This window comes from Paraburkholderia graminis C4D1M (assembly GCF_000172415.1).
In the GTDB taxonomy this organism is placed as follows: Bacteria; Pseudomonadota; Gammaproteobacteria; order Burkholderiales; family Burkholderiaceae; genus Paraburkholderia; species Paraburkholderia graminis.
Genome location: NZ_ABLD01000004.1, coordinates 209,574 through 227,558, shown reverse-complemented (window position 1 = coordinate 227,558; position 17,985 = coordinate 209,574). Strand labels below are relative to the sequence as shown.

Below are 17,985 nucleotides of genomic sequence, written 5' to 3'. Positions count from 1 at the left end.
TACTCATTATGAAATTGAAATCGGAGCAAGTTATGCGTGCACTTACAGCGCAATCGTCGAGTATGTTAAACCTCGCCTTTGCCGCGGCATTATTGCTGGGCTATCCGGCAGCAAGTCGCGCGCAAGACGATCGGACACCTGCACCGGCAAGCGCACCGGGTGCGCAAATGGTCGCGTGGCTCACCAGCCGTATCGTCAATATCGACGCGCAGATGAACCGTATTACCGTGCAGGGATCGCACGGCGAGATAGTAGTGATGGAGGTCGATCCCGAGGTGGCCGATATCAGGCTGCTCAAGGTCGGCGACGAGATACAGGTCCAATACAAAAGCGCGCTGTTGTTGTCGGCGGAAAAGGTGGCGGCCAAGGGCGTGCGCTCGCGAGTCGAAGAAGAATCCGCCAGGCCCATATCGCACAGCATGGCCGTGAAGCTGCGCAAGGTCGACGTGGTCGCGACCGTGCAAAGCATCGACCGCAAGAATCGCCAGGTCGTATTGCGCGGACCCTCGCGCAGTATGCTGCTGCAAATTGCCCCGAACGTACCCCTCGACAAGATCGCGGTAGGCGACAGCGTGCACGCGACATATAGCGCTGAGACGGCGGTTCTCATCACACGCGACGGCAAGCCGATTCGCTAATCGTTATGATGAGCCGGCGGTGAAGCGCAAAGCCGAGTACAGCCGCCGGCGTTGCACGACAATGGCGCGAATTAGAACAGCCGCTCAGTCGATTGCAGAACCCGCTTTGCTTCTACGCTTCCTGTGTTGTCGCTATCGCGGATGGTCTCCAGAAGTATGTCGATAAGGCAATTTGCCGCCGCGCTTTGAGGATGGCCGAGGCGCGAAACGATTCCAATGGATGTATCTTCGAGTTCTTCTCTCAGCGGGAACGCGCAGAACTTGAAGCGCGTCACACACAGTTCGGCGAGTGGCCACGGGAAGATACTCACCGCGTCGGTTCTTTGCAGTACCGATGCGGCCACCATCAATGAATGCATGTAGTGAACGTTACGCGGTTCCGGCAAGCCATTGCGATAGAACATTTTCTTCGAGAGCCGGCACTCCATATCCGAGTCGAGGCACACCAGCCAATCGGCATCCATCAGATCCGCAAGAGAGCGGGACTGCGCGAGTGGATGTCCACGCCGCGCGACCACGGTCAGGCCGCACGACAAGAGCGGGCGGAAATTGAATTCCGTGTTGACCGTATCGGGAGCCTGCTGGCCCACGAATACTTCGACGCTGCCATCGCGCAAACGCGGATAGGCGATCGACATGAGGCCTTCGAACATCTCGAGTTGCACATTCGGCATCAGCTTGCGGAACTGAATGAATATCTCGGGAAGAAAACATAAAGCTATCCACGGCGTGATCGCGAGCGACAGCTTTCCGCACGGCTCGCCGCGCATCTCATTCAAAGCGCCATGCGCGCGCTCTACTTGCGACACGATAAGTCTTGCATGAGGGAGCAGCGTATTGCCGCATTCCGTCAACGTCGCCCCTGACGATGCGCGCACGATCAAAGGCGCGTTGACGCGGTCTTCGAGATCTTTCAGCGCCTGCGTGATGGCGGAGGGCGACAATCCCAATGCCCTGGCTGCGCCGCGAACGCTGCCGGCGTCTGCAATGGCGACGAGCGCGCGAAGTTGATGGTTCTTCATCGTGTCCTCACCGTTTGAAGGTATGCATGACTAATTGTCAAAACTGTTTGACGATTCAGGCGATTTGTTGGCAGTGCCCTTTCGCAGTGCCCTTTGTTGTGTAACGGGTCAGGAGGTATTTGAAGTTTGCGTTGATGCTGCCCAACGCCTTTGCGATTATGGCCGTGGCGAACGCACGGCGCCATCGTCCCAGAAATAATTCTGGATTAACGTGCAGTTATCGTTCGCTGGCTCGGGTTCGCCTGGCGATTTCAATGGCCGTCTCGAGTACCACACATCTTCTGGTTTGAGCGCGCCAGAAAGCGACCAGCCGTCGAGCGGGAATGTCCGCGAGAATTATGCGATTTAACTCACACGATGCCATTAAGTCCTCTGGGACATGTTCTGGCAATAGCGCAATCGCTCCGCTAACCGACGCCATTCGCAATGACAACTCGAGCGAGTCGCATTCTATCGACGGCTGTATCGCACAACCGAGCACGCGCTCCACATAGCGCCGCACGCCGAAGTGACGAGGCGGCAGCACCAGCTTCAACTCCGACAAACGCGACATGGCTTCGCGGCTGACATCAGTCCGCGCGCTGTGGTAAAGCGCGAGACGTTCTTCGTGAAGCTCGACGCTTTGAAGGTCGGTCGTGCTCAACTCGGTGGAATAAGCCAGGCCGAGATCGGCCGTGCCGCGCAAAACCATTTCAACGACGCTACTGGAAGTGCTGCATTGCAAAGACAGACGCGTCTGCGGATAGACTCGCAACAGTTCGCGGCCGAGGCTCGGTACGAAGTGTCCAACCAGTGTGTCCACGGTGGCAATGCGCAGCGACAGGCCCCAGCCGGGCCCATGCGCGGTGGCGTGCGAAACCGACTGGTCCAGCGCGTCGAGAAGCGGCTCTACCGCCCGAAATAACGCTTCACCATCCGACGTCAGTTGCATTCCGCGACCATGCCGCCTGAATAGCGCGTGGCCGAGTTTCGATTCGAGCGACTGAATATGCCGGCTCAAGGCCGGCTGCGTGATGCCGACCGCTTCAGCCGCCGCGCGCAGCGAATGGAACTTCGCGACGGCGACGAACATGCGCAATTGCGTGTCGTGGCTGGTACTCATCGTGACGGCGCGTGTCCATGCCGTTTAGAAACGTCTTTCAATGCAATCATTTTGCGAGCCTCGTGCGAACGCAATGAGTGATCGCGATCATCAACGTGGTGATCGCCCAGTAAGCCACGCCCGCCACGATCAGCACGGGGACGATGGTGCCGTCGCGTTCGCCGATTGCCGTCAGGCGCCTGAAGAAATCGCCCAGCGCGATGACATAGACGAGCGACGTGTCCTGAAAGATGACGATGCACTGTGTAAGCGCAAGCGGCACCATCGCGCGAAACGCCTGCGGCAGAATCACATAACGCAGCGTCTGCATGGATGTCATGCCGAGTGCGTATCCCGCCTGAAGCTGGCCGCTCGGCAAGCCGGCGATGCCCGCGCGAATGATTTCGCAGAAGAACGCCGCCTCGAGTAACGAATAAGCAGTCAGTGCAGAAACGAGCCGCAAGTCGACCGTGGACGGAAGATTCAACAGCGCCTTCAGCAGTTGCGGCACGATCAGGTAGAACCACAACAACAGCATGACGAGCGGAATCGATCGGAATAGCGATACATAGGTTTGCGTAAAGAGCCGCAGTGCGCGATTCGCCGACAAACTGAATATCGCGAGTACCGTGCCCCAGGCGAGACCGACGAGAATCGCGACAACGGTAATCTGCAATGTGACCTGCATGCCTGAGAGCAACACGCCTCTCGAGTCGATGAGCGCTTGCCAGTCCATCTCGAACATATCAACTCCCGATCATTCCGTGCAGCGCAGTGCGCCGGCGAATCCAGCGCATGCCGCGCAGAATCGCGAAGTTGAGTGCCATATAGGCAAGCGTCACGCAGATAAACGATTCATACGGCTGCGCGGTGTAGTCCACGAGTTGCCGCGCCTGGCCCGACAGTTCGAGCAAACCGATCGTGGAAGCCACAGCAGAGTTCTTGGATATGATCAGGAACTCGGATGTCAGCGGGCCGAGTATCGTGCGAAACGCGACAGGCAACAGAACATGGCGATAGGCCTGGGCTCGCGTGAGCCCGAGTGCGAACGCCGCATGGAACTGTCCCACGGGTCGCGCCTGTATGCCCGCGCGCACTTGCTCACAGATTCGCGAACCCGTGTACACGCCGAGCGATACAACCGACGCAATCAGAAACTGCGGATGAGAGGGCAGGCTCTTGAACCAGTCTCCGGCAGCGGTGGGCAGTACTTCTGGCACGACGAAGAACCAGATGAAGAACTGCACGATCAGCGGTACGCCGCGAAAGATTGAAACATAGGCCGCACTCGCCGCATTTGCCGCGCGGTTCGGCAAGGTGCGCATGACGCCGAATACGGTGCCCATTGCAAGTGCAACCGAGAAGGCAAGCAAGGTCAATTCGACGGTATTCACGAGTCCGGAGAAGAGCCAGTCCAGATAAGTGGCGGGCTCGCCGGTCGCGACCGGCTGCAGCAGCACGCCCCAGTGCCATCTGTAATCCATTGAATACCTCTAGCCTGCGACGCGGCTCACGATGTCGGCTTGTCGCCGGGGTTGGCGAACAGAGTCTTCATTCGCGGCGACAGCGGTACACCGAGATTGAGTTGCTTTGGCGGAATGGGCTGCTCGAACCAGCGCGTGTACATCTTCGCGGCCAGGCCGGACTTCTGGGCGTCGGCGATCGCGGCGTCCATGATGGCTTTCATCGGCGCGTCGTTCTTGCGCAGCATGCAGCCGTACGCCTCGTAGCTCTGCGGCGTGCCGACAATTTCATAGTCATTGGGATTGCGCGTTTTGGCGCGTTCGCCGGCGAGCAACGCGTCATCCATCATCATGGCTTTCGCGCGGCCCGTGGTCAGCATAAGAAACGATTCGGCGTGATCCTTCGCGCTGATGATGTCCATGTTCATCGACTTCTCGACATTCATCTTGCGCAGGCTCTTTTCCGAAGTAGTGCCCGCGCCGACCACGACGGTTTTGTCTTTCAGATCGTCGAAGTCCTTGATGCCCGACTTCGTGTTGACGAGCAGACGCGTGCCGATAATGAAGAAGCTGTTTGAAAAGGACACTTGCCGTGCGCGCTCGGCGTTGTTCGTCGTGCTCGTGCATTCGAAGTCGATCGTGCCGTTCTGAAGCAGCGACAAGCGGTTCTGTGAAGTGATCGGAATAGTGCGGACCTTCAGGTCCGGAAGTTTCAGATCTTTTCTGATGCGCTCGATAACCAGATTCGCGACGTCGATCGAGTAGCCGATCGGCTTTTGATTCGCGTCGTAGTAGGAGAACGGAACCGACGCATCGCGGTAGCCAATGGTAATCACTTTGTCTTCGCTTACTTTCAGAAGCGTGCCCGTGAGCGCGGGTTCCGCCGCCTTCACGCCATGAAGCTGAAGCGCGCTCGATGTTGCAATTGCAACGGTGACGATGGCGCGGGCGAAGTACTCTCGTTTCATCGTTGTCTCCACGGTCTTCATTATTTTGCTTCAACGTGCGCCGGTAATCTGCGAAACGTCGATCACATACATCTGGCGTTCACCCTCGTGAACGGAATCGATGCAGACGGCGAGACCGTCGCGATTCCAGCGCGGGTGCAAGTCGCAGCGGTTTTCTTTTTTAAGCTCCGGCGGTGCATGGAATTCGCCGATCTCATAGCGCACGCCTTCACGCATGTCGTAGATAAACAGAATGCGTGTGTTGGTCCGCGAGTCGGGGTAGGTGTCGGATAACAGCCAGCGCGTGTCGACCGGCGAAAAGCTCATATGCCCGTTCTCGGTCAGCAGATCGCGGCCGATCGCTTCCACCTGGCCGTCGTCGGCGTCTTCATACAGATGATAGTGAATGCTGCCGGCGTGCGGGCTCCATGCGACGATGTGCGCATCGTCTTGCCACAACGGGTGCGAGATCTGGTATTCGGACTTCTCGTAGTCGAACGTGCCGACTGCGGACGGATCGAAATCATCCGCCAGTTGCGGCAGCGGATGGTCCGAGCATTCGAGCAGGCGCATGCCGGAGCCGTCGGCGTTCATCGTAATCAGCCGGTGCAGGAAGCACGTTTCGTCGGCGGTGCGCTCTGTCCAGCGGTGCAAAAACAGCATGCGCGACGACGCAGGATTGATCTCGATGTGGCTTACCCAGTGGATCGCGCGCTCCATCGACGCAACCGGGTGGAACTCGCGCAAGTCGTCATAGCTGACAATCAATGCAGTCTCGCCGGTTGCGAGATCGAGGCGATGGATGCCGTCGTCTGCGGGCGCGAGTGCTAACGTGAATGGACCGCCATGCTCCACGTAGCCTATCGTTTCGTGCGTCACATAGAGGCGCCGGTAATCGACGCAAAGCGCATAACGGCTATCGGGTGCGCATACATAAACGGGCATTGAAAGCGCCGTCTTTTTCCCGCTGTCGATGTCGAAAACATTCGCGCCGAAACCTGGGTAACGCGCCGACATATCGTCGGTACGTGTGTTGTAAATTAATTTGCGGCCGGGCTCGCCGTCGAGCCACTGCAACTGGCAGCCCATTTGCCAGTTCCAGGCGGTGGTTGTGTCGATCGCATGAAAAATTTCGCCATCCTTAAGGTCGAAGTACCCGACGTTGGCCCGCAAGTCCGGCGTAAGCGGCGCATCCATCATTGCGACCTCATTGCCGAGCAGATAGCGGCCCGTGCGATCCCACGCGCTCTTGTTGTAATAGCCGAAGAAATGATGCTGCTCGCCGCCGCGTAGCCGCTGGATAGGACAGGTGCGCCGAAGGGTTCGTGCGCGGTGGCCAGGGCGGTCGGCAATGCAAAGCGGCGAGGCGATCATGAGCGGCCAGGGCTAAAGAGTGCAGGCAAAGCGCCGACGGTTCATGCCGGCGCGAAGAGTGGCAGAAGAATATCGCCGCTCGGCGACGCCGGACAATTCATTTTTGCGGTACGGCTATTCGCGTTTGGTATAGTCAGCCGTCCTAGTCGATTGGATTTCCTCTACATGACGCGGCCATTGAACTTCCAGCAGATTCAGGCGTTCCGCGCCGTCATGCAGATGGGTACGACGACCGGCGCCGCTGCGGCGCTCAATACGACTCAGCCGTCCGTCAGTCGCCGCCTCGCTGAACTGCAAAGCTCTTCGGGCCTGAAACTGTTCGAGATGCACCACGGCAGGTTGAGACCGACAAGCGAAGGACAACTGCTGTACAAGACGGTGCAGAAGCATTTCAACGGTCTGGAGAACATCGAGTCCGTGGTCTCGATTCTGCGCAATTCGGGTACGGGCGCACTGCATATCGGCTGCACGCCGACGCTCGGCAGCGGCCTTTTGCCGCAGGTCATCCGCGAGTTCCGCTCGCGTTTTCCGCAAACGTATCTGAACTTGCAGACGGCCGCTACGCCGCAATTGACCGATCTGCTGCGTCAGGATCTGTTCGATCTGATACTGACTACCGGCAAGCTCGACGAACTCGACTTCGAGACCGAGATCATCAAGACGGTGCCGGCCGTATGCGTGCTGCCGCCTGGTCATCGGTTGAAAGATCAGTCCACGGTTCATGTGGAGGCGCTGCGCGGCGAGCCCTTGCTCTCGCTTGGAGAGATGGACGACCTGACCATCGCGATCAAGGCGGTGCTGGCTGCGCACGATATGCCGGTCGACTTTGCGATCCAGACCACGTCGTCCATCACCATCTGTGCGCTCGTGAGCGCGGGCATTGGCGTGGCAATCGTCAATCCGTATGTGGCGAGCACCTATGCCGGTCAGTTACTGGTGAAACCTTTCGAGCCGACGATCGATGTGCCGGTGCGCATGGCGATGCCCGCGCACACTGCGCCATCGTTGCTGAGCCGGCATTTCATCGATGTTCTGCGGGCGCATCTGGACACGATCGCTGGGTCCGCGCTCGACGTCTCCGCACGCCGATAAACTTTCTCGTTGTTCCGTTTCATTGGACCTATGATGTTTTCACCGCTGTCTTTGCGACAGCGGTTGACACGTCGCGTGCAAACTTCGGAGACGATCAATGCCGTGGTGAGCGCAGAGCCATTACGAATCGAACAACAGGAGTGCTGTCATGAGCAATCAGCCTGCGATCTTGCTGGTCCACGGTTTTTGGGGAGGAGCCGCCCATTGGAGCAAAGTCATCGTCGAGCTTGCGCGTCAAGGTCACGAATCGATTCGCGCCGTTGAATTGCCGCTGACTTCCCTTGCTGACGACGTCGAACGAACCAGCAAGATGATCGCCCAGATCGGCGGACCGGTCTTGCTGGTCGGTCATTCGTATGGAGGCGCGGTCATCACGCAGGCGGGCAATCATCCGAATGTGACGGGGCTCGTGTATATCGCGGCGTTCGCGCCGGATACGGGGGAGAGTCCCGGCGGCATCACGCAGCAGCGTCCGCCAGAGGCCGCCGCCAATCTCGAGCCGGACAGCGACGGTTACCTGTGGATCAAGCCGGAGAAATTCCATCAAAGCTTCTGTCAGGACCTGAGCGCCGATGAGGCGCTTGTCATGGCCGTCACGCAGAAGGCGCCGTTAGCGGGAACGTTCGGAGACCCAATCACTTCGGCGGCATGGGCGCAGAAACCATCGTGGTATCAGATCTCGAGCGACGACCGAATGATTCATCCGGAGAACCAGAAGATGATGTCCGCGCGGCTCAACGCAAGAAAGATCGTGACGCTTGCGGCTAGTCACGCGTCGCTCGCTTCGCGGCCCACGGAGGTCGCGGCGCTGATTCACGAGGCCGCGACGCAGCCGGCAAGCTGAGTTTACGGACGAGTCTTGCGGCCACGCGGTTCTGTCCACGCCGACTACGCGACAGGACCGCGTGTGTGCAAGCGACTATGCGCGCAGTGCTACTTTTGCGCGCTTCGCTTGAACGTCTTGCCCGAGCAGCGCACCGATATGCGGCGCCATGATGCGCGCCACTTCCTGCATGACCGGCACCACCACGCTGTTGCCGAACTGACGATACGCCTGCGTGTCGCTCACGGGAATCACGAAGTCGTCGGGAAAACCCATCAGACGGGCGCACTCGCGCGGCGTCAAGCGGCGCGGCCGCTCGCCCTGGCCTTGCGCGAGAAGAATCTCGGAGCCGTCCTTGTGATAGCGGGCCGACAACGTGCGTGTGACGCTCGCGGGTGTCACGAGCCCAAAGCCGAAGCCGTTGCCAGCGGCGCGATGTTTATCGGCGTAAGCCTGCAAGTACGCCCACAGATTCGGCGTCAACGTGTATTTCGGCTGAACCTTGCGCTGAACGTGATCGAAGAAACGCTCGCCGTCATGCGGCAGCAGCGGCTCGCTGCCGTCGGTCTTGTGCAGGATCGACGCGAGGCGCGGCCCGGTTGCGGGCAAGCGCAGATCGTCGAAAGAAAATTCGGTATCCGAACGGAATCCGATAATCACGATTCGCTCGCGATGCTGCGGCGTGAAATGCTGCCCGTCGATGACCTTATAGTGCACGTCGTATTTCAACTCGTCGCGCAATACTTCGAGAATCGTTCGAAACGTATTGCCCTTATCGTGCGACATGAGGTTCTTGACGTTCTCGAGCACGAACGCGGCCGGACGTTTTGCATCGATGATGCGTGCGACGTCATAGAAGAGCGTGCCTTGCGTCGTGCATTCGAAACCATGCGGGCGGCCGAGCGAATTCTTCTTGCTCACGCCCGCGATGCTGAACGGCTGGCATGGAAAGCCGGCGAGCAGCACGTCGTGCGGCGGAATCTCATCTTCCGCGAACGAAACGATGTCGCCGACGAACTGATGCGCGTCGTCGGCGTCGCGATGATTCTGCTGATACGTCTTCTTCGAGAACTCGTTCCATTCGCTCGTGAAGACGCACTGACCGCCATGTGCTTCAAAGCCGCGCCGAATCCCGCCGATGCCGGCAAAGAGATCGATGAAGCGAAAAGCCGGCGCGCCTTGCGCGAGCCCGCTGGGTGATTTCGTTCGCAGCATTTCACGCAACGCCGCTTGCGCAATGCGCGGGCAACTCTGATCGGTCTTCCAGCGGCGAATGGTTCGAACGTTTTTTCCGCAGCGTGCCGCGATTTCGGCCTGGCTATAGACCTGCAACGCTTGGGTAAGCAGGTCGTGGCTCGTCGCCAGGGTCATGTCGCGTGTCATGTGTTCTTCGCTGGGAATTTTGGCGGACATTTTGACCGTTCGATAACCGCCTGTCCAGGAATTTTGGGGCGCGATGTGGCGCGCCGGAACGTCGGCGGCGAAATGCGCTTGTCACGGTTGGATGTGTACGCTAGCAGCGTGACGCGAAGTCCCTGCGTTGCGACGTGTTCAGGCCGCGGCATGGTTCGCGGCCGTTTTTTTAGGGCGAGAAGGTCGTCGGCGACGGCGCATCGCCGTCGTTCGCGCGGCGGGCCGGGTCAGGCCGGCTGCGCTAGGCCGGGCCGCGTGAGGCAAGCGCGATGAAGCGGCGGCTAGACGGGGTGCCCCGCGCCGGATTCGTGCGTCGGCGGAAAGAGCGCCGCGGTCGCGGGCGCGAGTTCGTCCCACGGGACGGGCGGCTCGGCCTCGAACTGGTCGAGTTGGAGCAGGAGGCTGTCGACTGCGCAGAGCTGCGGGTGCGTGAGGCTGCCCGTGTCGAGCAGCTTGTAGAGGCGCTCGCGCCAGTAGGCCGGCGCCAGGATCGGTCCGGCGAGGTCGCCTTGCAGCGACAGTCGCATGACACGCGCGATGTGCGTGATGTCGCCGTCGATCAGCGCGGCTTTCGACGATGCCGACAGGTTGATGGGTGTGCGGTCCATGGCTCCTCCATGGCCGCTATTACGGCCGGCTGAAGGGAAACTTTAGGACTTCCGCGAAAAATATTCCTGTGGTTGGCGGCGCGCGGGCATTCCGCCCGCTTATGCGTGGCCGTTTCAGTCCGAAGAACGGCGGGCATGGCCGTTGCTCGACCCGGTTACTGGCGCAATATCGCGTCGGCATTGCTTTCAACCGGAGTCGAAGATGAACAAGGACCAGGTAAAAGGGGTAGGCGAACAGGTGAAGGGCAAGATCAACGAAGCCGTGGGCAAGGCAACCGATAACCCCGGCAAGGAACTCAAGGGCGATCTCCAGCAGGGCGCGGGCAAGGTTCAGCAGAGCTACGGCGACGCAAAGGAAGACGCCAAGGACGCCAGGGACGAAGCCAAGCGCAACAACCCGTAATCGTGTGTGATGCGGTTTGACGAAAGGGCGCCTCGGCGCCTTTTCTCGTTGCAGCGCAGGTCCGGCCTGGGAGTAACCCGGCTTTGGCGCGCCGAGCGCGCCGCGCAGGCTGCGTCGCCTTTAGACTGAATGCATCCAACATGGAGGCCGCGCCAATGACACCGGAAAAAGTCCTTTCGATGTTCGAACGCCAGTATCTGGAGGGCAAAGCGCCCGTCGACCTCGAGGAAACCTGCGCGAATTTCGCGGCCTGGCTCGCGTCGACGTGGGAGCAGCTCGACGCCGGGCACAGGTCGCTGCTGGTGACGGTGGGCGCCGCGCTGTGGCGCGAGGGCTATAACGTGCGCGCGGGCAGCGCGACGAAAGATTTGTGGTGAGCGTCGGCTGACGTCGGGGGCCTGCCGGCTTCCGCACACGTTGCGGCGACTCGGTTTATATTTGGCCGTCGCCGGATCGGGACGATGCATTGAGGCCGCGCATTACGCATTGCGTGCTGAGCGCCGTATCAGCGCCGGCCGTGCCGCCATGCCGCCGAACTGGCTCTGTCGATCGTCCCGATACCGTTTTCATCCGCCATTCCCGCACAGGGCTACACCATCACATGACAGATCTGTCCGCATTCCCGATCACGAAGAAATGGCCCGCCGCGCATCCCGAGCGCCTGCAGCTCTATTCGTTGCCGACGCCCAACGGCGTGAAAGTGTCGATCATGCTCGAGGAAACCGGCTTGCCGTATGAGCCGCATCTGGTGCGCTTCGACACCAACGATCAGTTGACGCCCGAGTTCATGTCGCTCAACCCGAACAACAAGATTCCGGCGATCATCGATCCGAACGGGCCGGACGGCAAGCCGCTGCCGCTCTTCGAATCCGGCGCGATCCTGATCTATCTCGCGGACAAGACCGGGCAGTTGATTCCGCAGGACGCCGCCGGCCGTTACGAGGCCATTCAGTGGGTCATGTTCCAGATGGGCGGCATCGGTCCGATGTTCGGCCAGCTCGGCTTCTTCCACAAATTCGCCGGCAAGGAGTACGAGGACAAGCGTCCGCGCGATCGCTACGTCGCCGAATCGAAGCGCCTGCTCGGCGTGCTGGAGCAGCGTCTGGAAGGACGTGAGTGGATTCTCGGCGATCAGTACTCGATTGCGGATATTGCGACGTTTCCGTGGGTGCGCAATCTGATCGGTTTCTATGAAGCCGGCGAGCTCGTCGCGATTCAGGATTTTCCCAACGTTCAGCGCGCGCTGGCGGCGTTCGTCGCCCGGCCGGCGGTGGTTCGCGGGCTGGATAGTCCGAAGCGGGGTTAGCGGGGAGCGGGGCGACGTGGCGCTGCGGGCTGCGGTTTTTGGTCGATGCCAGGATTCTCCGCGGCGAGGCGCTCGCCGGTCGTTCCGTCTACGTGACCGAAGTGAGTTTCCAGCATGCCCATCAACTATTTGCGCGGCTTTACGGCGCCCGAACGGACCGATGCAACGAATCGGCGTCTGGGACGATCGCTGGCATTCGTCGCGGGCGCGGCCAATGCCGGGGGTTTTCTCGCCGTCGGCCAATATACGTCGCACATGTCCGGGATCGTGTCGTCGCTCGCGGATAATGCCGCGCTCGGCGACGCGAGCCTCTTCGTCGCGGGGCTCAGTTCGCTGCTTGCTTTTCTGATGGGCGCGGCGACCTCGGCGGTGCTGATCAACTGGGGGCGTCGGAGGCGCCTGCGCAGTGTCTATGCGACGCCGCTCGCCATCGAAGCGGTCCTGCTGCTTTGTTTCGGGTTCGTCGGGTCGAATCTCGAACATCATCGCGTGCTGTTTGTGCCGGCGACCGTCTGCATGCTGTGTTTCGTCATGGGCTTGCAGAACGCGATGATCACGAAGATTTCGCGCGCGGAAATCCGCACGACGCACGTGACCGGTCTCGTCACGGACATCGGTATCGAACTCGGCAAGATGATCTACTGGAATGCGGCGCCGGCTGCGGGCCAGGAGCCTGCTGTGCAGGCGGATCGCGAGAAGCTGATTCTGGTGGGGTCGCTGCTGCTTTCGTTTGTTGCGGGCGGGTTGGCGGGGGCCGTCGGGTTCAAGCACATGGGCTTTGTGTCGACGCTGCCGCTTGCGATCGTGCTGCTGACGCTTGCGGTTGTGCCGCTGGTGGATGATGTGCGGGGGAGGTGGTAGGGGGCGACGGGGACTTGCGGGTGATGGGAAGCGGGTGGTAGTTGCCAGTCGGTAGTAAGGTTGCTACTATTTGTCCATTGAGCCCTTGGCAGTAAGCCGTTGCATCCATCCAGCAACGTGCCGAGCCCTCGGGCTTTTTGCTTTTCACCGACAATAAAAAGGTACACATGCCAACGGCGATTCTGATCGATGGCGCATATTTTGTGAAACGCTTTCGGGCGATTGAACCGCACAACGCTCACAATGCCGGCCGTGCAGCCGAATGCGCACACCGATGGGCCTGTGCCCATCTCACACCAAAGCAGGCGCGCAAAGCGGTGACCAATCCCGCGAACGGATCGCAAGGCCGATCGCATCGAGAAGACCGGCGCGAGTTGTATCGCATCTTCTTTTACGACTGTCCGCCGCTCGACAAGAAGATGCACAACCCGGTCAGCAAAAAGGCTGTCGATTTCGGGAAGTCCGCAGAGGCACAGTTTCGCCTGGCACTACACGAGGAGTTGCGCGCCAAACGCAAGGTCGCGCTTCGCCTGGGACATCTATCGGCCCACACGCAATGGACGATCAAACCGCACAAGGTGATAGAACTGCTCGCTGGCAAGATTCAGATGGCTGACCTCCGGGAGGACGACGTCACAATCGATATCCGCCAGAAGGGCGTCGACATGCGAATCGGAGTCGACGTCTCGTCGCTTGCTTTCAAGAAGCAAGTCGATCAGATTGTGCTTATGGCGGGCGATGCCGACTTCGTGCCGGCTGCCAAGCAAGCCCGGCGAGAGGGAATCGACTTCGTGCTTGACCCGATGTGGCAAAAGATTCCCGCAAATCTGAACGAGCACATCGACGGATTGCGATCAACCTGTCCGCAGCCCACTCGTCGCGCGCCGCTCGCATAAGCTGAGTCCCGAGCGAGAGAGCCGACTACTGCCACCCTAGCCCGCCGCGAGCGGGCTTTCGCACATTCAGCTATCGAAATTGAGGTGTGAAATGGCAAATACAGCGCGGCGCCGGGCTGACCGGGCGCGACTCAAACGTAAACGAAGGGATTGGTGGGCCGGAGCGCCGCACAAGACCGAGGTCCAGCTTGGCCGCCTGATCGATACACCCACGCCCTGCAGTTGCTGGATGTGCGGCAACCCGCGGCGTCATCTAAAGAAAGAGCGGCACTCGATCTGGGAGCGACGTTGGTTTCAGGAGGTTGATGATTTCGCCGATTTTGCGTTTTGATGCGCCCTTGGCAGGCGCATCTGTTCTCGCGTTTTGGCGCAGCGTTGCTTCGCAACTAGCAACTTTCGGCACACGTAGTAGCGGCTGTGGATCTCGTTGGTCCCCCTGGCAGGAATCGAACCTGCATCTAGCGCTTAGGAGGCACTTGTTCTATCCATTGAACTACAGGGAGCGGATAGCTACAACGGGGCGGACCGGACCCCTGATCTGTGATTGCCGCGCCGAAATGACGCCGCAAGCGCTTGCGTTTTCAGCCATGCAAGCGAGGGCAAGAGTATAGCAAAACCGTCGGAAACGACGTCACGCCCAACCTCAAAACTCCACCACCGCAAACTCCGCCTTGCCGACGTCGCACAGCGGGCAGCGCCAGTCCTCGGGAATCGCGGCAAAGCGGGTGCCGGGCGCGATGCCTTCTTCGGGCAAACCTTCTTCTTCGTTATAGATCCAGCCGCAAATCAGGCAAACCCAGCTCTTGTACTCAGTCACTTCCGTTACTTCGCTCACGACGTACTCTTCTCTCTTCAATGCAATGATCCCGCGCAGTCTGCCCCTTTTTCGGGCATCCGCGGAGAGCCGCATATTACCGGAATTCGTCAACGGCATCGGCAATCGGATTTGACGCAGGCACGCACAAGCTCCATCACGCACCGCGTGTATGCTGCTGACTCGCAGCGGCGCTGCGCATCGTGCGTGGCTCACGTTTCTAACAAGGAGAAAACGATGTTCAAAACCAGATGGTTGAGCGGCGCGGCACTGGCTGGATTGCTGGCGGCGTCGGGCGCGGCGCAGGCGGCAAGCGTGTCCTTCGTGCAGCCGACGGACGGCGCGACCGTCAGCAATCCCGTCCACGTGGTATTCGCCGTCGACGGCATGAAGATCGCCCCGGCCGGCACGATGACGGACGGCACGGGCCATCATCATCTGCTGGTGGACGGCAAGCCGCTGCCGAAAGGCGAGGTGATTCCCGCCAACGACAAATCGCTGCACTTCGGCAAGGGTCAGACGGAAACGGACCTGACACTGCCGCCGGGCGACCATACGCTGACGCTGCAATTCGGCGACGGCGCGCACCGTTCCTATGGTCCCGGACTCAGCAAGACCATCACCGTGCACGTGAAATAGCGCGCGCCGCCGGATCGCAAATGGCCGGGCGCGCATCGGCATCGCCCGGCAGCCGCTTCATGCTCGCGTTCGCACGGCTCGCACGCGGATAAAAGCGGACAAGAGCGAGCCGATGCAAGCCGACGCAAGCCACCCGACCCGACCGTCGACGCCGGGCATCGCAACACGGCGCGTTCGTCCTATATCTTCCGGCATACAGGCACCCGCTCGCGCGCCCGGTACAATGAGCAGTTCCGAATCCTCGCTGTCTTCTCCAATTTCCCATGTCGCTTTACACCATTACCGGAGCGCAACTGGCGTTCGGTCACGTCGCGTTGCTCGATCACGCGGACTTCTCTCTCGAACCGGGCGAGCGGGTCGGTCTGATCGGCCGCAACGGCGCGGGCAAGTCGTCGCTGCTGAAAATCGTCGCCGATCTGGCGAAGCCCGACGACGGCCTCGTCACGCGCCAGCAGAGTCTGACCACGGTGTACGTGCCGCAGGAGCCGGAGTTCGATACCGACGACACCGTCTTCGAAGCGGTCGCGGCCGGCCTCACGCACGCCCGCGCGCTGCTCGACGAATACGACGCGGTCGCCAACCAGCTCGCGGATGAACCGGAAGGCGCGCAGCACGACGCGCTGATGGCGCGCATGAACACGCTGCAATCGTCGCTGGACACCACGAACGCCTGGAACTGGAGCACGCGCGTCGCCACCACGCTGCAGCAGATCGGCCTGAACGGCGAGGCGCGCGTGGGTTCGCTGTCGGGCGGCATGCAAAAGCGCGTGGCGCTGGCTCGTGCGCTAGTCGTGCAGCCGGACGTGCTGCTGCTCGACGAGCCGACCAACCACCTGGATTTCGACGGCATCCGCTGGTTGGAAGATCTGCTCGTGTCGCAGCGCGCGGCGCTCCTCTTCATCACCCACGACCGCGCGTTTCTCGACCGCGTCGCCACGCGCATCGTGGAACTGGATCGCGGGCGTCTGCTGTCGTATCCGGGCAACTTTTCGGCTTATCAGACGCGCAAGGCGCAGCAACTGGAAATCGAGCGCGTCGAAAACGAAAAGGCCGACAAGCTGCTCGCACAGGAAGAAGTGTGGATTCGCAAGGGTGTCGAGGCACGCCGCACGCGCAGCGTCGGCCGCATCGCGCGGCTCGTCGAAATGCGCAACCAGCGCGCCGAACGCCGCAACGTGCAAGGCAACGTCAAGCTCGACGTCGGCCAGGGCGAGAAGTCGGGCAAGATCGTCGCGGAACTGACGGATGTCACGAAGCGCTACGGCTCGCGCACGGTGATCGACCGCTTCACCGGGACCGTCATGCGCGGCGACAAGATCGGCTTTGTCGGTCCGAACGGCGCGGGCAAGACCACGCTGCTGAAGATCATCCTCGGCGAATTGAAGCCGGACGAGGGCACGGTGCGCGTCGGCACCAATCTGCAAGTCGCGTATTTCGACCAGATGCGCGCGCAACTGGACCTGGACAAAAGTCTCGCCGACACCATCAGCCCCGGCAGCGAATGGGTCGAGGTCAACGGTCAGAAAAAGCACGTCATGAGCTATCTTGGCGACTTTCTGTTCGCACCGGAGCGCGCGCGTTCGCCGGTCAAGTCGCTGTCGGGCGGCGAGCGCAACCGGCTGCTGCTCGCGCGTCTCTTCGCGCGGCCGGCCAACGTGCTGGTGCTCGACGAGCCGACCAACGACCTCGATATTCCCACGCTCGAACTGCTTGAAGAACTGCTCACGGACTATGACGGCACCGTGCTACTGGTGAGCCACGACCGCGCGTTTCTGGATAACGTCGCGACGTCGGTGATCGCGTCGGAGGGCGGCGGCAAGTGGCGCGAGTATGTGGGCGGCTTCACCGACTGGCAGTTGCAAAGCGAGCGCTCGCAGCAGTTGGCGCAGGAAGCGCAGAAAGAGGCGAGCAGGGACGCGGCTAAGGACACAACTAAGGACACAACGAAAGACGCGGCTAAAGACGCCAATAAAGACACAGCCAAAGACGCCTCCGGCAACGACAACACAGCCGGCCGCAATCCGCAGCGCGCGGCGAAGCTGTCGTTCAAGGAGCAGCGCGAACTGGAAGCACTGCCGCAGAAAATCGCCGCGCTGGAGGCCGAGCAGAAAACCATCGGCGCCCAGCTTGAAGAAGGCTCGATCTTCGCGAAGGACCCACAGGAAGGCACGCGTCTTTCCGAACGCTATGCCGCCATCGACGAAGAACTGCTGGCCGCGCTCGAGCGCTGGGACGAACTCGAAAACCGTCGCAAATGAGGCGGCAAGCGCCGGCGTCTTTCGTCGTCGGCGCTTTCGCTTGCGTGTGGACCGCGCCTTGTCCGAATGGCCAATCGTGTGCGCCGTGAATTGCCGCCAGGTTCGAAATCAGTAAAATACCCCGCGAACAAGGCATCCCCGGCGTTTTCAGCAGCGGTGGCGCTGGGCCGCGATGCAGCGCCCAATCAGGGGAATGCTGTAAATGCGCACGAACGCCGCGCGCTCATCACGCGGCGAACGAGCGCAACCCATGCGACAAACAGCTTGCCCGCATCGCGGGCATCCCACCTAACCACGTTGTTTCGTTTCGCTTTTTTTGAAAACTCAACGCATTGTCCACGGACTTA

Annotated in this window: 19 protein-coding genes and 1 tRNA gene; 10 read left to right on the top strand and 10 right to left on the bottom strand. The window is 60.6% G+C overall.

Going from position 1 to position 17,985, the window contains the following annotated elements; translation table 11 throughout:
• Positions 1-32: 32 nt before the first annotated feature.
• Entirely contained in the window at positions 33-638 is a 606-nt protein-coding gene (locus BGRAMDRAFT_RS09085; protein WP_006048415.1) for a hypothetical protein, read from the top strand.
• Positions 639-709: 71 nt separating this feature from the next.
• Here BGRAMDRAFT_RS09085 and BGRAMDRAFT_RS09080 read toward each other — a convergent pair whose 3' ends face one another.
• From BGRAMDRAFT_RS09080 to BGRAMDRAFT_RS09055, 6 genes are all read right to left on the bottom strand, one after another.
• Positions 710-1,660 (bottom strand): LysR family transcriptional regulator, encoded by a 951-nt coding sequence (locus BGRAMDRAFT_RS09080; protein ID WP_006048414.1) that lies wholly within the window; start codon positions 1,658-1,660, stop codon positions 710-712.
• A 217-nt stretch (positions 1,661-1,877) separates the two neighbouring features.
• Positions 1,878-2,732, bottom strand: a complete 855-nt coding sequence (locus tag BGRAMDRAFT_RS09075; RefSeq protein ID WP_232292248.1) for a LysR family transcriptional regulator — start codon at positions 2,730-2,732, stop codon at positions 1,878-1,880.
• A gap of 76 nt (positions 2,733-2,808) precedes the next feature.
• Positions 2,809-3,486, bottom strand: a complete 678-nt coding sequence (locus BGRAMDRAFT_RS09070) for an ABC transporter permease subunit (RefSeq protein ID WP_006048412.1) — start codon at positions 3,484-3,486, stop codon at positions 2,809-2,811.
• A gap of 1 nt (position 3,487) precedes the next feature.
• Entirely contained in the window at positions 3,488-4,225 is a 738-nt protein-coding gene (locus BGRAMDRAFT_RS09065) for an amino acid ABC transporter permease (protein WP_006048411.1), read from the bottom strand.
• A gap of 26 nt (positions 4,226-4,251) precedes the next feature.
• On the bottom strand, positions 4,252-5,172 hold the full coding sequence (locus BGRAMDRAFT_RS09060) for a glutamate/aspartate ABC transporter substrate-binding protein (RefSeq protein WP_006048410.1): 921 nt from the start codon (positions 5,170-5,172) through the stop codon (positions 4,252-4,254).
• Between the two features lie 30 nt (positions 5,173-5,202).
• A complete protein-coding gene (locus tag BGRAMDRAFT_RS09055; RefSeq protein ID WP_006048409.1) occupies positions 5,203-6,525 on the bottom strand; it encodes a hypothetical protein in 1,323 nt (440 codons plus the stop codon).
• Between the two features lie 165 nt (positions 6,526-6,690).
• On the opposite strand from BGRAMDRAFT_RS09055, the gene BGRAMDRAFT_RS09050 reads away from it, so the two are divergent.
• On the top strand, positions 6,691-7,617 hold the full coding sequence (locus tag BGRAMDRAFT_RS09050) for a LysR substrate-binding domain-containing protein (RefSeq protein ID WP_006048408.1): 927 nt from the start codon (positions 6,691-6,693) through the stop codon (positions 7,615-7,617).
• A 148-nt stretch (positions 7,618-7,765) separates the two neighbouring features.
• On the top strand, positions 7,766-8,461 hold the full coding sequence (locus tag BGRAMDRAFT_RS09045; protein ID WP_006048407.1) for an alpha/beta hydrolase: 696 nt from the start codon (positions 7,766-7,768) through the stop codon (positions 8,459-8,461).
• 75 nt (positions 8,462-8,536) lie between these two features.
• Here BGRAMDRAFT_RS09045 and dcm read toward each other — a convergent pair whose 3' ends face one another.
• Both dcm and BGRAMDRAFT_RS09035 read right to left on the bottom strand, forming a co-directional pair.
• Entirely contained in the window at positions 8,537-9,811 is a 1,275-nt protein-coding gene (gene dcm / locus BGRAMDRAFT_RS09040) for a DNA (cytosine-5-)-methyltransferase (RefSeq protein WP_175130886.1), read from the bottom strand.
• A 323-nt stretch (positions 9,812-10,134) separates the two neighbouring features.
• Complete coding sequence (locus BGRAMDRAFT_RS09035) at positions 10,135-10,461, bottom strand: hypothetical protein (RefSeq protein ID WP_006048405.1); 327 nt, start codon at positions 10,459-10,461, stop codon at positions 10,135-10,137.
• Positions 10,462-10,663: 202 nt separating this feature from the next.
• Here BGRAMDRAFT_RS09035 and BGRAMDRAFT_RS09030 point away from each other — a divergent pair, with 202 nt between their 5' ends.
• The 5 genes from BGRAMDRAFT_RS09030 (at position 10,664) to BGRAMDRAFT_RS09010 (ending at position 13,927) form a co-directional block, all read left to right on the top strand.
• Positions 10,664-10,864 carry a CsbD family protein gene (locus BGRAMDRAFT_RS09030; RefSeq protein ID WP_006048404.1) on the top strand — a complete coding sequence of 67 codons (201 nt, stop codon included), beginning with the start codon at positions 10,664-10,666 and terminating at the stop codon, positions 10,862-10,864.
• Between the two features lie 155 nt (positions 10,865-11,019).
• The gene (locus BGRAMDRAFT_RS09025; RefSeq protein WP_006048403.1) at positions 11,020-11,241 is read left to right on the top strand and encodes a hypothetical protein; all 222 of its coding nucleotides are present in this window, start codon (positions 11,020-11,022) and stop codon (positions 11,239-11,241) included.
• Positions 11,242-11,465: 224 nt separating this feature from the next.
• Entirely contained in the window at positions 11,466-12,170 is a 705-nt protein-coding gene (locus BGRAMDRAFT_RS09020; RefSeq protein ID WP_006048402.1) for a glutathione binding-like protein, read from the top strand.
• 114 nt (positions 12,171-12,284) lie between these two features.
• Positions 12,285-13,031, top strand: a complete 747-nt coding sequence (locus BGRAMDRAFT_RS09015) for a YoaK family protein (protein ID WP_006048401.1) — start codon at positions 12,285-12,287, stop codon at positions 13,029-13,031.
• Between the two features lie 167 nt (positions 13,032-13,198).
• Positions 13,199-13,927: an NYN domain-containing protein gene (locus tag BGRAMDRAFT_RS09010; RefSeq protein WP_006048400.1), complete on the top strand. Its 729-nt coding sequence runs from the start codon at positions 13,199-13,201 to the stop codon at positions 13,925-13,927.
• A gap of 428 nt (positions 13,928-14,355) precedes the next feature.
• Here BGRAMDRAFT_RS09010 and BGRAMDRAFT_RS09000 read toward each other — a convergent pair.
• Positions 14,356-14,430 (bottom strand) — tRNA-Arg (locus BGRAMDRAFT_RS09000).
• 140 nt (positions 14,431-14,570) lie between these two features.
• Entirely contained in the window at positions 14,571-14,762 is a 192-nt protein-coding gene (locus BGRAMDRAFT_RS08995; protein WP_029970007.1) for a rubredoxin, read from the bottom strand.
• A gap of 216 nt (positions 14,763-14,978) precedes the next feature.
• Here BGRAMDRAFT_RS08995 and BGRAMDRAFT_RS08990 point away from each other — a divergent pair, with 216 nt between their 5' ends.
• The gene (locus BGRAMDRAFT_RS08990) at positions 14,979-15,380 is read left to right on the top strand and encodes a DUF4399 domain-containing protein (RefSeq protein WP_006048398.1); all 402 of its coding nucleotides are present in this window, start codon (positions 14,979-14,981) and stop codon (positions 15,378-15,380) included.
• Positions 15,381-15,643: 263 nt separating this feature from the next.
• Positions 15,644-17,638, top strand: coding sequence for an ATP-binding cassette domain-containing protein (locus BGRAMDRAFT_RS08985; protein WP_006048397.1), 1,995 nt, complete (start codon positions 15,644-15,646; stop codon positions 17,636-17,638).
• The last annotated feature ends 347 nt before the right edge of the window (positions 17,639-17,985 follow it).